The organism is Comamonas sp. HJ-2 (assembly GCF_053615495.1).
This window is the reverse complement of sequence record NZ_JBSIFD010000002.1, coordinates 277,582-290,418: the sequence shown is the minus strand read 5'-3', so window position 1 is coordinate 290,418 and position 12,837 is coordinate 277,582. Positions and strand designations below refer to the sequence as shown.

Sequence of the window (12,837 nt, the reverse complement as noted above, 5' to 3'; positions counted from 1 at the left end):
GCGTAAGCCAGTAACTGCTTAAAAGCCAAAGGCCTGTCGAAAGACAGGCCTTTTTTGTTTTTCCGGGTTAGACCTTAAAGGGTGATTGCTGAGAGGTTTGCCCCCAGAGGGAAAGGCCTGTGTTGCGCTTGTGCCAATGCTCGCGCGGTTGAGGAAAGCATTTCTAGAATGAATTTTCCACCAACTGTTTGCGAATTGAATTAAGAGAGAGGCAACACAATGGCAGCTTCATTTGTGAAAAAAACATTGGCCTTGGCTGTGCTGGGAACCATGGGAACTCTGGCATATGCACAAAGCAGCGTTCAGCTATATGGCATTGTGGATGCGGCAATTCGCCATACGAATAATGAGGGAGCGAATAAAAGCGGTCTGACCAAAATGATTGGCGGCGGCATGTCCGAAAGCCGCTGGGGTATCAATATCAAGGAAGATCTGGGGGGCGGCCTGTCGGCGATTGCCAATCTTGAAAATCGTTTCTGGACGGATTCCGGCACTCCAAGCACCGCACAGCCTTATTTCGCCCAGTCCTGGGTAGGCTTGCGCAGCACCAGTTTCGGTCAGCTGACCATGGGTCGCCAATACAACGTCTTGTTCGATCTGGTGACTTCTACCTACGCATCGTTCCCATATTCCCCATATATGGATGCCTACAAGCCTGAAATCGGCATGTCTCTGGGCGCGCGTGCAAACAATATGCTGAAATACGTGGCCGAGTTCGGCCCTGTTCGTGCGGGCTTGCAGTACTCGTTTGACGAGAGCAATACCTTTGCGAAGAAAGGGGCTGGAGTGGATATGACTCCGGGCGGTCTGGCATTGAAGACCGCAGGCGGCTATCTGCGCTATTCTGCCGACGGCATTTCTGTGGGTGGCGCTTTCCAGCGTTCGACCTTGCCGGCCGGCACCGATGTGGATGCCTGGACATTGGGCGGCTCCTATCGCACCGGACCTCTTTATCTGATGGCTGGTTATGGCCAGAACAAGGTCAAGGATAGTCTGGCGGCTGCGGGCGCAGGTGCTGCTTTTGATGCCGGCTTGCTCAACGCATATTGGACAGGTTCGTCCAATGGTGGCTTTATCGCAGGCAATGCCCCTGGAAATTTTGCCAACAAGCGTGAGATGTTCAAGGTGGGCTTCGGCTACCAGGTCACGCCGCAGCTCAATGCCGGCATGCACTACTACCATGCCAAGCAATCGGGGTCGGCGACTGGCGCCTTCAATGGCAAGGCTGACTTTATCGTTGCCGTGGCCGACTATGCCTTCTCCAAGCGTACCGATGCCTATTTCGCGGTGGACCACACCAAGACCAAAGGCGGTGCGGGCGTGATGCTCGATGCCAATGGCGCGAAAAAGCGTACCGGCATCACCATCGGTCTGCGTCATCGCTTCTAAGGCGAATCTTTGGATGTAAAAGCCAGTCGATATCGGGCTGGCTTTTTTTGTTCCCGGAGTTGAGCAGCTTGAAGCAAAAAGAAAAGACCGCAGATGCGGTCTTTTCTTTTGTGCAAAACCGGATGGTGCAGACCACCCGGTAGCAGCAGAGCAATTACATGCCCATGCCACCCATGCCGCCCATACCACCCATATCGGGCATGGCAGGAGCTGCGTCAGCCTTGGGGGCTTCGGCGATCATGCACTCGGTGGTCAGCAGCAGGGAAGCCACGGAAGCGGCGTTCTGCAGGGCAGTGCGAGTCACCTTGGTGGGGTCCAGGATACCCATTTCCAGCATGTCGCCGTAGGTGTCGTTGGCGGCGTTGAAGCCGTAGTTGCCGGAACCGTTCAGCACGGCGTTCACGACCACCGAGGGTTCGCCACCGGCGTTGGCCACGATTTCGCGCAGAGGGGCTTCGATGGCCTTCAGAACCAGCTTGATGCCGGCGTCTTGTTCGGCATTGCCGGTCGCCAGGGCGCCAACGGCTTGCTTGGCGCGCAGCAGGGCCACGCCACCGCCGGCCACGATGCCTTCTTCCACAGCAGCGCGGGTAGCGTGCAGGGCGTCTTCAACGCGGGCCTTCTTTTCCTTCATTTCGACTTCGGTGGCAGCGCCAACCTTGATCACGGCAACACCGCCGGCCAGCTTGGCCACGCGCTCTTGCAGCTTTTCACGGTCGTAGTCGGAAGTGGCTTCTTCGATCTGGATGCGGATTTGCTTGACGCGGGCTTCGATTTCGTCAGCAGCGCCGGCACCGTCGATGATGGTGGTGTTTTCCTTGCCGATTTCGACGCGAGCAGCCTGGCCCAGATCTTCCAGAGTCACCTTGTCCAGCGACAGGCCCACTTCTTCAGCGATGACCTTGCCGCCAGTCAGGATGGCGATGTCTTCCAGCATGGCCTTGCGACGGTCGCCGAAGCCGGGAGCCTTCACAGCCACAACCTTCAGGATGCCGCGGATGGTGTTCACCACCAGAGTCGCCAGGGCTTCGCCTTCGACGTCTTCGGCAATGATCAGCAGGGGACGGCCGGCCTTGGCCACAGCTTCCAGCGTGGGCAGCAGGTCGCGGATGTTGCTGATCTTCTTGTCGAACAGCAGCACGAAGGGGTTGTCCAGAATCGCGGCTTGCTTTTCGGGGTTGTTGATGAAGTAGGGCGACAGGTAGCCGCGGTCGAATTGCATGCCTTCGACGACATCCAGTTCGTTGGCCAGGCTCTTGCCTTCTTCAACAGTGATCACGCCTTCCTTGCCGACCTTGTCCATGGCCTGAGCGATGATTTCGCCCACGTCGGAGTCGGAGTTGGCGGAGATCGTGCCCACTTGAGCGATTTCCTTGGAGGTGGTGGTGGCCTTGGATTGCTTCTTCAGCTCTTCCACCAGGGCGGCGACAGCCTTGTCGATGCCGCGCTTCAGGTCCATGGGGTTCAGGCCGGCGGCCACGTACTTGGAGCCTTCGCGCACGATGGCTTGGGCCAGCACGGTAGCGGTGGTCGTGCCGTCACCAGCGATGTCGTTGGTCTTGGAGGCCACTTCCTTCACGAGCTGGGCGCCCATGTTCTGCAGCTTGTCCTTGAGTTCGATTTCCTTGGCCACGGACACGCCGTCCTTGGTCACGGTGGGGGCGCCGAAGGAGCGCTCCAGAACCACGTTGCGACCCTTGGGGCCCAGGGTAACCTTGACTGCGTTAGCCAGGATGTTCACGCCTTCAACCATGCGTGCACGTGCTTCACCGCCGAAAACTACGTCTTTTGCTGCCATTTTTGGCTCCTAAAGAATGAGGTTCAATTGGGCTGCCAGCGCTTGTCAATCAGTCGCCGACAGCCATGAAGAGGAGAATGTGTTCGGGAAGGATTACTTCTCGACGACTGCGAACAGGTCGTCTTCCTTCATGACCAGCAGCTCGTCGCCGTGGATCTTCACGGTTTGGCCAGAGTACTTGCCGAACAGAACGCGGTCGCCGACCTTCACGTTCAGAGCGATCAGCTCGCCCTTGTCATTGCGCTTGCCGGGACCCACAGCCAGCACTTCGCCCTGGTCAGGCTTCTCGGTGGCAGCATCAGGGAGCACGATGCCCGAGGCTGTCTTGGTTTCGTTTTCGAGGCGCTTGACGATCACGCGATCGTGCAGGGGACGCAGGTTCATACCAACTCCTAAATACATCAACAAAGTTGAAACAAGACTTGCCAGCCATCCTGGCCGACATTCGGAATATCTAGGGTCAAGCTGTTAGCACTCAACCCCATCGAGTGCTAATAATAAGGCAAATTCCTGAGCTTTCAAGACCTCTCCCCCGTCGGTTGCAGGACAAATCTGCGAGGAAACAGGGTTTGTTCTTAGTCATGTGTAACGTGTTTTTACAAATAGGCCTGGCTTTTGCTCTGCCAAAACATGCCTCCAGAAACCATGACTGCCCCGGCGCAGCGCGCCCAAGACCTGTTGCAGACAGATGTCTTCATTCCCCATATGCGCCAGGTCGGGCGCTGCGAGAGTTCGCTCAGGGAGCTGAATCTGATGTGGCGGCTCATAGAGTCCTCCGCCAAGATGAACTGCCCACAGGAAGCGCAGGCCTTGCTGCCCATGATGGCCGCCACGCGCGGCGGCTTCGAGCGTCTGGAGCAGGACCTGGTGCAGTCCATGGTGATGCAGGCTGTGACGGGGGTGACGGCGGGGCTGGCCAGTCAGGCACAGCATCTGATCGATACCCTGGTGCGTAATCTCTACGAGCGCACGGCCGACGTGGGGTTTCTGGCGACCGACGCCATGCTGTGCCAGTTCATGGCCGCAGCGGATGGCGATGAGGCGGCCATCACCCAGCGTCTGCGTGCCTACCGCAGCAAGTACACGGTCTACGCGGACATTCTGCTGCTGGATGCCGAAGGCCAGGTGCGAGCGAGTGCGCGCGAGAGGAGTCAGGCCACAGATCAGCCATGCCGGGATGCATTGATTGCCCGCGCTCTGCAAAGCCAGGGCTTTGTGCAGAGTTTCGGCGCCACCGACCTGCTGTCGGGGCACGGCAGCGCGCTGATCTATGCGCATCGCATGCTGCACGCCGGCAACCGCCAGCCTATTGGCGTGCTGTGCCTGTGTTTTGACTTTGATGGCGAGATGCAAGGCATCTGGAGCGGCCGAGACCGGACAGACGGTAGCGGTGCGCCCGAAGCTCAGACCAGCATCGCCCTGTTGCTCGATGATCAGGGACTGGTGCTGGCCAGCAGCGATCCGCACTGGATTGGTGTGGGGGCGAAGCTGCAGGCTCACCGTGATGGTGCGGATCCACTGTATGTACACTGCGGGCGCACCTATCTGGTGCAATCGGCGGCATCGGGAGGCTATCAAGGCTATATGGGCCCCCAGGGCTGGCGGGCGCAGATCATGACGCCGCTGGAGCTGGCCTTCGGTCTTCAGTCGCAAGCGGGTCTGGGTGGGCTGGACGCGGCCGTGGCCCAGGGCCTGCTGGCGCATGCACGTCGCTTCTGTCCACCTCTGCACGCCATACGCAGCGCAGCGGACACCATACGCCGTGTGGTCTGGAACGGCCGCGTCATGACGGCAGGCAAGCAGATGGACAACACGCGGCTGCAGGCCGTGCTGGAGCAGATTGGCGAGACCGGGGCAAGGACCAACGAGGTCTTCTCCCAGTCCATTGATGCGCTCTACGGCACGGTGCTCAATACCGCACTGAGAGACAACAGCCTGTTGACCAGTCTGCTGGTGGATCTGCTCGATCGCAATCTCTACGAGCGTGCCAACGACTGCCGCTGGTGGGCCTTGACGCCGCAGCTGTCCGAATTGCTCGAGGAGCAGGCCCTGGGCGAGATGGCCCCAGATCAGGTGAGCGAGGCCTGTGCGCTGCTCACCGCCATTCACGACCTGTATACGGTCTACCAGCAAATCATGGTCTATGACGTTCGCGGCAGGGTCGTGGCCGTCAGCCAGCGAGGCCGCCCGGATGCCGAGGTCCGTGGGCTGCTGGGCACTTATATAGAGATGGACAGCCTGCACCAGGTTCTGGCGCTGGGCGGGACCCAGGCCTATCACGTCTCGCCATGGCGCCCCTGTGTGCAGCACGAGGATGACGGCGCGACCTATGTCTATCACGCGGCCATACGCAATGCCGATGGCGTGGTGCTGGGTGGAATCGGCCTGGTGTTCCATGCACAGCGTGAGTTCAAGGCCATGCTCGAGGGCGTGACCGGCGCTCAGGCGGCAGGTGCAGGCAGCAGGTTGGTGGCCTACCTGAACCGCTCGGGCCTGGTCATGTCCTCCTCGGATGTGCAGCTGCAGCCGGGCATGCAGCTGGATCTGCCGCCACAGATGCTGGCCCTGGCACCTGGACAGAGCATGGCCCGTGCCATGGTGTATCAGGGCCAGTATTGTGTGGTGGCGATCACGGCGGGCAGCGGTTACCGGGAGTTCAAGCGCAGCGATGGCTATCGCGAAGAGGTACTGGCCTTGTCCGTGCAGGCGTTTGGTGCTGTGCAGGACGATGCGCTGGCGGCCGTCTCTCGACGCAACACCAGGGTGCAAAGCCTGGTGGCGGCCAGCCAGGGCAGTGCAGCCGGCATGGAGATGGCGACTTTTTTTGTGGGGCGCAGCGTGCTGGCCGTTGATGCGGCCTGCGTGCTCGAGGCCCAGAGCGCCTCGGCCATCGCTCCCGTTTCGGCCGGTCGCTTGCCGCATTGCGTGGGAACGCTGGCGCGGCGCAGCCAGGGAGTCGTGGCCGGCTATGTATGGGTCTTCGATCTGGGAGCCCTGCTCTTTGGCAAACCTGTCATCAGGACGGCGCAAAGCCAGGTGATCGTGCTGGAGCACCAGGGGCTCAAGCTGGGCGTGCTGGTCAGCGATCTCGAAGGCGTGGTGCGCTTCGAGAGCGGGCAGTTGCGACTGGCTCCTGCAATGGCGGGTGCGGCAGATCAGCTTGTGGACCGCTTGATCCGTGCCAATGACGGAGATCTGCTCATCCAATGCCTGAACGTGACGGCCCTGGTGCGCATGCTCAAGGCACCGCTGCCGGCGGAGCAGGGTGCCGGCGGCTGAACGGCCGGGCCGCTTATTGAACCGGGAACGGGTTTTTTTCGTCGCGAGGGGCGCTGAAGTCCACGGTAGGCGTGGTCTTGATCTCGTACTGGCCGCGATCCTTGCCTTCGATCCACTTCGGGGGCTTGCCGCGGCCGGTCCAGGTCGCACCACTTTCGGGGTCGTAGTACCTGGCTTCGACCTTTTTCTTTTCTTCAGGCTTCCAGGGGAAAACCTGCTGAGAGGTAAAGCCGAAGGTGGCGATCAGTTGCTTGACGGTGGCCAGGGCTTCCTTGGCTTCGGTGCTGCGCGCTTCTTCGATGCGCTTGTCCAGCGCATTTTTCTGAGCGATGAGTTCTTGATAGCTTGGCATTCTGGATTCCAGAGATAGTGTGAAAGGTCAGCACTGATTGCCGCCTTGGTTATTGCTTTGCAAAACCATTCATTCTGGCCCAAGCGCGAACGCGCCGCATTGTTGATGTTGCGTACACTCAATCTGCAAAGGGGCGCACATCACTTCGAAGGGCTGCACACATCACTCTGGATGATCCGGTCTGGGGCTCAAGCCTGTTTGTCACCCGTGGCCATGGCCTGCAGGGCCGAGCCCGTCATGCGATAGCGGATCCACTCGGTCTGTGGCAGAGCGCCCAGGCTGTCATAGAACTTGATGGAGGGCGTGTTCCAGTCCAGGCAACTCCATTCAAAGCGGCCGCAGTCCTTTTCCATGGCGATCCGGGCCAGATGCTGGAGCAGGGCCTTGCCGGCGCCGTGGCCGCGGGCGTCGGGAGTGATGTACAGATCTTCCAGATACAGGCCATGCTGGCCCTGCCAGGTGGAATAGTTGAAGAAATACACGGCAAAGCCCACGGCCTTGCCCTCGATCTCGCAGATCAGTCCAAAGACAGAAGGGTTGGCGCAGAACAGCGTGCGACGCACATGGTCGGGCGTGGCCTTGACCTCATGCTCGGCCTTTTCATAGATGGCGAGTTCACGTACGAAGTGCAGGATCAGGTCGATGTCTTGCTCGGTGGCGGGGCGGATATGGAGCTGGCTCATGGAATAACGGGGAAAAGTAGCTCAAGCTATTGATGGTAAAGCGCTTTAAGCTATGGTTTTGTTCTCTCAGGCGACCTGGAGCTCGGGCTCGCTCTGAGCCAGAGTCACGGGTAGGAACTGGCACAGGATCTGGAAATGGTCCTCGAAGAACTCGGCTTCCATGCGGGGCAGATCGGCAATCGGCACCCAGCGGGCCAGGGCGGCGTCGTCCGCGCCTTGTACCGGGGGCAGGCTGGGCTGCACGCCCAGGTCCAGATAGTGCACATGGGTGATGGTACGCCCGCGCAGGCTGCGGTCCGGGTGATCGAAGACCTGCACGGCCTGCAGGGCCGCCAGCAGATCGGCCTCGCTGATGGAGGAGCAAGTCTCTTCACGCAGCTCGCGCATGCAGGATTGCCAGAGGCTGTCACGCTGCTCGAGAAACCCGCCGGGCAGTGCCCAGAGGCCCTGGCCCGGCGCATGGCCGCGCTGGATCAGCAGAACCTGGTCCTGGCCCTTGGCACGGCAGCGCAGCAGCGCATCCACGGTGACGAACACCGGTGCATAAGGCGCCTTGGCCCAGGCCCGCTTGTAGTCCTGCAGCATATGCCATTCTTTTTGCAGGCGCAGATACAGCGGTGTCTGGGCCCAGCGGCGCAGAAAGTCCAGCGTGCTCTCGGGCATCTGGGAGGAAAGCCTGGCCAGAGCGGCATCCATGGTTTCGGGCGAGGCGCCGCCTTCGCCAAAGAAGATTTCGCGCAGCGGCGTGGCGTCGAACTGGCCCAGGCGCGGCAGGCTGATCAGCTCCCAGCCCGGAAAGCGGGCCAGATAGCTGCTGCTGGAGTCCTTGAAATGCCCGACCAGGGCCACGCTCGCGCCCTCGGGCACATGGGCCTGCACGGCTTCGCGCACGGCATGCACCCACAGCGGCTCGTTGTAGTAGTCGCGCACGGGAACGCAGCGCACGCGCTCGGCATCCTCTTTCGATAGCGCATTGCGCAGCATCTGCGCGCGCTCCTGCCAGCTGAACGGGTTTTTGGGATTGGGTGCCTGCCAGGCGCTGCCCAGCACCACCACGACCTGGCGAGCCCGCTCCAGTGCGGCATGCAGCAAGGCCATATGGCCGTTGTGCAGTGGCTGAAAGCGGCCGATCAGCACGGCGGTATGCAGGGGCACGGAGGTGGGCAGGATCTCGGGGGCGGCGGCGATGACACGCTTGCTGGAGGTGTTGGGACTGGCTTGAGGCATGAGAGCGAAACCCGTACAGAAATCGGCGCCCGCAAGGGCAAATATTGGTGAAAACGCGCTAAACACTTACTGGGTAAGCGAGAGTAGCTCACATTTTTAAATGTTTAGCCAGGCCCGGCACGGCCAAAGTCGGCATTCGAGACAGGCTGCCAGGCGCTCGACCACACCCAAGGTGCTGCAAGGCTTTGCCACCATGTCTCAAGCGGGTGCCGGGCATTGCTATTCGTAGTGTGCCGCAATCGGCATCTGCCGGCCCGTGCCAAAGGCCCGTGGGCGTACTCTGAGCATGGGCGGAGCCTGGCGGCGCTTGTATTCGCTGCGGAACACCAGCTTCTGCACGCGGGCAATGGTCTCGGGCCCGCCGGCCTGGGTGCGCAGCTTGGCCACAAAGGCCGCGGCCTGCGCATATTCCTTGTTCGACAGATGCTGGCCCTCGATATGCCATTTGAGAATCTCGTCGAGCACGGCATAGGGCGGCAGGCTGTCCTCGTCCTTCTGGCCGGGAGCCAGTTCGGCCGAGGGCGGCTTGTCGATGATGGCCTGCGGGATCAGCTCGCGGCCCGCATGGCGGTTGATATGGCGTGACAGCTCGAAGACCTCGGTCTTGTACAGATCGCCGAGCAGACCCAGACCGCCGTTGGTGTCGCCATAGAGGGTGCAATAGCCCACCGAGACTTCGGACTTGTTGCCCGTGGTCAGCAGCAGATGACCGAAGGCATTGGAGAACTCCATCAGCGTGGTGCCGCGTGCGCGGGCCTGCAGATTCTCCAGCGCCAGACCCTTGAGCGGTTCGCCAAAGCTGGCCTCGAACTGGCGTGCATAGGTGGTGACCAGCTCCTTGATCGGATGCTCGTAGAGTCTGATGCCCAGATTGCGGCACAGCTGCACGGAGTCGTCGACCGAGCCCGCCGAGGAGTAGCTCGACGGCATGGTGATGCCGACCACGTTGTCCGCCCCCAGGGCATCGACGGCCAGGGCCAGCGTCAATGCCGAATCGATGCCGCCCGAGCTGCCCACCACCACCTGCTGGAAGCCGCAGCGGCGCGCATAGTCGCGCAGGCCCAGCACGATCTGCTGGCGGTAGAACTCCATGGTGGGCAGGCCTTGCGTCGGCACGGCAGGCAAGGCCGTGCCGTCACAGGCCTGAAACCGGCCCTGCGCATTCAGCTCCAGCGTGCAGACATCTTCTTCGAAGCGCCTGGCTTCAAAAACCAGTCCCGCCTCGGGCTCGACGGCAAACGATGCGCCGTCGAACACGATCTGGTCCTGGCCGCCGATCTGGTTGATGTAGAGGATGGCCAGCTTGTGGCGCGCCGCCGCCTGGGTGAAGACCTCATGGCGCTGCTCGCGCTTGCCCAGGTGGCTGGGGCTGGCGTTGATGCTGATGACCAGATCGGGGGCCGCATCGCCCATGCGCACGAACGGGTTGGTGGCGTAGTCGGCGCCCTGGTCGTTCCAGCCGTCCTCGCAGACCAGAAAGCCCACCTGGCAGTTGCCCACGCGCAGCACCTTGGCCGTGTCGGCCCCGGGCTCGAAGTGGCGGCGCTCGTCAAAGATGTTGTAGGTGGGCAGCAGTTGCTTGTCGTACTGCAGGCGGATCTGTCCGTTCTTGAGCACCAGCAGGCTGTTGTGCAGCGGTTTGCCGGGGCCATCGTGGCGAGTGGGCGCTCCCACGACCCAGTGCAGATCGGGGAACTGGCACGTGGCCTGCAGCAACTCCTGCAGACCTGCATCGAGTCTTTGCAGAAAGCTGGGCTCGTCCAGCAGGTCGCCGGGGTAGTAGCCGCACAGCGACAGCTCGGAAAACACCACCAGATCGGCCTGTTCGGCCGCCGCCCTGGTTGCGGCTTCTCTCATGCGGCGGATATTGCCGCTGATGTCGCCCACCATGTAGTTGAGCTGGGCGAGGGTGACTTTCAGCATGGTTTTCTCCAGGGAATCAGGCGGCCTTGGCAGCAGGCTCAGGAATGTTGAAGACCTGGCGCAGATAGGCCAGATAGGTCTCGTCGTTGCACAGCGTCTTGCCGGGCGAGTCCGAAATCTTGGCCACGGGTTGGCCGTTGGCATGGGTCAGCTTCATCACGATATTGATCGTGGTCAGTCCCATGTCATTGGTCAATCGCGTGCCTATGCCGAAGCCGCACTGGATGCGATCGGCAAAGCGGTGGTAGAGCGCCAGTGCCGTGTCCAGATCGAGTCCGTCCGAGAACACCAGGCGCTTGCTCTGCGGCGCAATGCGCAGCTTTTCATAGTGGGCAATGGCCTTCTCGCCCCACTCGAAGGGATCGCCGGAGTCATGGCGCAGGCCGTCGAAGAGCTTGGCAAAGTACATGTCGAAGTCGGCCAGAAAGGCGTCCATGCCCACGGTATCGGTCAGGGCGATACCGAGGTCGCCGCGGTATTCCTGCACCCAGTCCTCGAGGGCGGCCACCTGGAAGTCGCGCAGGCGCACGCCCAGGGCCTGATAGGTCTGCAGATACTCATGGGCCATGGTGCCAATGGGGACCAGGTTCAGATCACGAGCCAGCAGCACGTTGGACGTGCCCTTGAACCACTGCGCGGTCTCCTGGGCAAAAGCCTGCACCACCTCGCGTTGCCAGGCTCCCGAGAAGCGGCGGCGCACGCCGAAGTCGAACAGCTCGAAGGGGTTGCGCAGCCTGGCCTCGACAGCCAGATGCTTGAGCTGGGCCAGCTTGACCTGGAGGCGCTTGCGGCCTTCGACAAGGGCGGCATCGGCATCGAAGCGGCGAAAATACAGCTCGTTGACGATGGCCAGCACATAGATCTCGAAGCCCATCACATGGACTTGCGGGCCCTTGGCCACGATATGGAGCCGGTCGCCTTCGGCCCAGGCGCGGATGAAGGCGCGCTGGAACTGGAAGATGCGCAGAAAGTCGATGAAGTCGCTCTTCATGAAACGCAGGCCGGCCAGGTAGTCCAGCTCGCCCTGGTCAAAGCGCAGGCTGCACAGGGCGTCCAGCTCGCGTTCCACCTCGGGCAGCAGCTCGGCCAGCGGGAAGGCCGTGGGCGTGCGGCAGACAAATTCGTACTCGGCCTCGGTCTGGGGGTGGCGGTGCAGCATGGCCTGCCACATCGTGAATTTGTAGAGGTCGGTGTCCAGCAGGCTGGTGATGATGGGCTTCATGCCGTTCTTCTTTTCAAAAAATATGAGCTGCTAGCGCTTTATCCATGGGAGCTAGAGGCCGATTTGTCTCATAAGCCAAAGCTGGCACTGGTTTCGCAGCGTACACCGGTTGCGCGCATGCGCTGCAGGAAGTCCTGGTGCGCGGCCTCGAATCCGGCGACCGGGCTCATGCAGTCCGTCAGCAGCACGATACGCGAGTAGTCGTTGCTGCCCCAGTGCTCCACGATGTGCTCGGTGGTGGCGCGCACGCAGTGGCTGCTGGCCTCGCCCGCGATCACCAGGGTGCTGCTCTGGCGCAACTGGGCCAGCAAGGCGGTGTTCAAGCCGGTCTCATCATCCTGCGGGTCGGGAACCTCGGCACGAATGGCGCTGTAGTGCTCGGTCCAGGGGTTCATGCCCTTGAAGACATTGCGGGTGGCACGGTGCTGCAGCTCCTGCCACTGGCGGCAGGCCGCGAGCACGCCGGCATGCATGCCATGGCCCCAGCTGCCTATCTCGCAGTGCAGCGGCCAGACCATGAGGGTGTAGCTGCCCTGGGCCTCCAGCTGATCCAGGTATTGCAGAGTGCGTTCGCGCTCGGCAGCGTTGCGCGGCGCATAGTCGCCGGCACGCACCTGCGCTGCCGTGATCGAGGTGAATGGCAGGACGGCATGGCCATCGCGCTGCTGCCAGAAGGCGGGGTGGGCAATGTCATAAGCCTGGTGCGAGTCCAGAGTGATGGTGATCTGGTCCAGCTTGTCTCCCTGGGCTGCCATCCAACTGCTCAGGCGCTGCATATCGGCATGAGCGCCCGCCACCGCAAGGCTGGGTGCTATCAGCTGATGAGTGTCTGGTGAGCGGGGGCACCAGTCGGCAGGCAGGTCGCAGAAGTCGTTTTGCGGGTCAATGATGAGCAGCTGGGCTTGTGGATGACTCATGGTGTTCAGCTTTCATGCGAGATGCAATGTCTGCAGTCTAAAACACT

Annotated in this window: 10 protein-coding genes; 2 read left to right on the top strand and 8 right to left on the bottom strand. The window is 61.4% G+C overall.

The genetic code is table 11. The annotated features are described in order from the left end of the window. The first annotated feature begins 219 nt into the window (after window positions 1-219). Window positions 220-1,389, top strand: coding sequence for a porin (locus ACWGXF_RS02855; protein WP_256629758.1), 1,170 nt, complete (start codon window positions 220-222; stop codon window positions 1,387-1,389). A gap of 154 nt (window positions 1,390-1,543) precedes the next feature. On the opposite strand, the gene groL is transcribed toward ACWGXF_RS02855, so the two are convergent. Together groL and groES are read right to left on the bottom strand one after the other, a co-directional pair. Beyond that, a complete protein-coding gene (gene groL, locus ACWGXF_RS02850) occupies window positions 1,544-3,187 on the bottom strand; it encodes a chaperonin GroEL (protein ID WP_003061955.1) in 1,644 nt (547 codons plus the stop codon). 93 nt (window positions 3,188-3,280) lie between these two features. Further along, window positions 3,281-3,571 carry a co-chaperone GroES gene (groES, locus tag ACWGXF_RS02845; RefSeq protein WP_003058782.1) on the bottom strand — a complete coding sequence of 97 codons (291 nt, stop codon included), beginning with the start codon at window positions 3,569-3,571 and terminating at the stop codon, window positions 3,281-3,283. A gap of 261 nt (window positions 3,572-3,832) precedes the next feature. Here groES and ACWGXF_RS02840 point away from each other — a divergent pair, with 261 nt between their 5' ends. Next, window positions 3,833-6,466 (top strand): chemotaxis protein CheW, encoded by a 2,634-nt coding sequence (locus ACWGXF_RS02840; RefSeq protein ID WP_452101666.1) that lies wholly within the window; start codon window positions 3,833-3,835, stop codon window positions 6,464-6,466. 13 nt (window positions 6,467-6,479) lie between these two features. Here ACWGXF_RS02840 and ACWGXF_RS02835 read toward each other — a convergent pair whose 3' ends face one another. The 6 genes from ACWGXF_RS02835 to ACWGXF_RS02810 all read right to left on the bottom strand — a co-directional run bounded on the left by ACWGXF_RS02835 (window position 6,480) and on the right by ACWGXF_RS02810 (window position 12,790). Then, on the bottom strand, window positions 6,480-6,818 hold the full coding sequence (locus tag ACWGXF_RS02835; RefSeq protein WP_012837020.1) for an H-NS histone family protein: 339 nt from the start codon (window positions 6,816-6,818) through the stop codon (window positions 6,480-6,482). Window positions 6,819-7,006: 188 nt separating this feature from the next. Next, on the bottom strand, window positions 7,007-7,501 hold the full coding sequence (locus ACWGXF_RS02830) for a GNAT family N-acetyltransferase (protein WP_012837021.1): 495 nt from the start codon (window positions 7,499-7,501) through the stop codon (window positions 7,007-7,009). Between the two features lie 66 nt (window positions 7,502-7,567). Further along, a complete protein-coding gene (locus tag ACWGXF_RS02825) occupies window positions 7,568-8,728 on the bottom strand; it encodes a bifunctional nicotinamide-nucleotide adenylyltransferase/Nudix hydroxylase (protein ID WP_012837022.1) in 1,161 nt (386 codons plus the stop codon). Window positions 8,729-8,947: 219 nt separating this feature from the next. Continuing rightward, on the bottom strand, window positions 8,948-10,651 hold the full coding sequence (locus tag ACWGXF_RS02820; RefSeq protein WP_229228080.1) for an NAD+ synthase: 1,704 nt from the start codon (window positions 10,649-10,651) through the stop codon (window positions 8,948-8,950). 16 nt (window positions 10,652-10,667) lie between these two features. Then, window positions 10,668-11,873, bottom strand: coding sequence for a nicotinate phosphoribosyltransferase (pncB, locus tag ACWGXF_RS02815; protein ID WP_054074456.1), 1,206 nt, complete (start codon window positions 11,871-11,873; stop codon window positions 10,668-10,670). 68 nt (window positions 11,874-11,941) lie between these two features. After that, window positions 11,942-12,790, bottom strand: coding sequence for a cysteine hydrolase family protein (locus ACWGXF_RS02810; RefSeq protein WP_229228081.1), 849 nt, complete (start codon window positions 12,788-12,790; stop codon window positions 11,942-11,944). Between the last annotated feature and the right edge of the window lie 47 nt (window positions 12,791-12,837).

Excerpts from the sequence above, each read along its gene's own strand:
- ACWGXF_RS02810 (WP_229228081.1), bottom strand. The coding sequence starts at position 12,790 with ATGAGTCATCCACAAGCCCAGCTGCTCATCATTGACCCGCAAAACGAC.
- pncB (WP_054074456.1), bottom strand. The coding sequence starts at position 11,873 with ATGAAGCCCATCATCACCAGCCTGCTGGACACCGACCTCTACAAATTC.
- ACWGXF_RS02820 (WP_229228080.1), bottom strand. The coding sequence starts at position 10,651 with ATGCTGAAAGTCACCCTCGCCCAGCTCAACTACATGGTGGGCGACATC.
- ACWGXF_RS02835 (WP_012837020.1), bottom strand. The coding sequence starts at position 6,818 with ATGCCAAGCTATCAAGAACTCATCGCTCAGAAAAATGCGCTGGACAAG.
- ACWGXF_RS02855 (WP_256629758.1), top strand. The coding sequence starts at position 220 with ATGGCAGCTTCATTTGTGAAAAAAACATTGGCCTTGGCTGTGCTGGGA.
- groL (WP_003061955.1), bottom strand. The coding sequence starts at position 3,187 with ATGGCAGCAAAAGACGTAGTTTTCGGCGGTGAAGCACGTGCACGCATG.
- ACWGXF_RS02825 (WP_012837022.1), bottom strand. The coding sequence starts at position 8,728 with ATGCCTCAAGCCAGTCCCAACACCTCCAGCAAGCGTGTCATCGCCGCC.
- ACWGXF_RS02840 (WP_452101666.1), top strand. The coding sequence starts at position 3,833 with ATGACTGCCCCGGCGCAGCGCGCCCAAGACCTGTTGCAGACAGATGTC.
- groES (WP_003058782.1), bottom strand. The coding sequence starts at position 3,571 with ATGAACCTGCGTCCCCTGCACGATCGCGTGATCGTCAAGCGCCTCGAA.
- ACWGXF_RS02830 (WP_012837021.1), bottom strand. The coding sequence starts at position 7,501 with ATGAGCCAGCTCCATATCCGCCCCGCCACCGAGCAAGACATCGACCTG.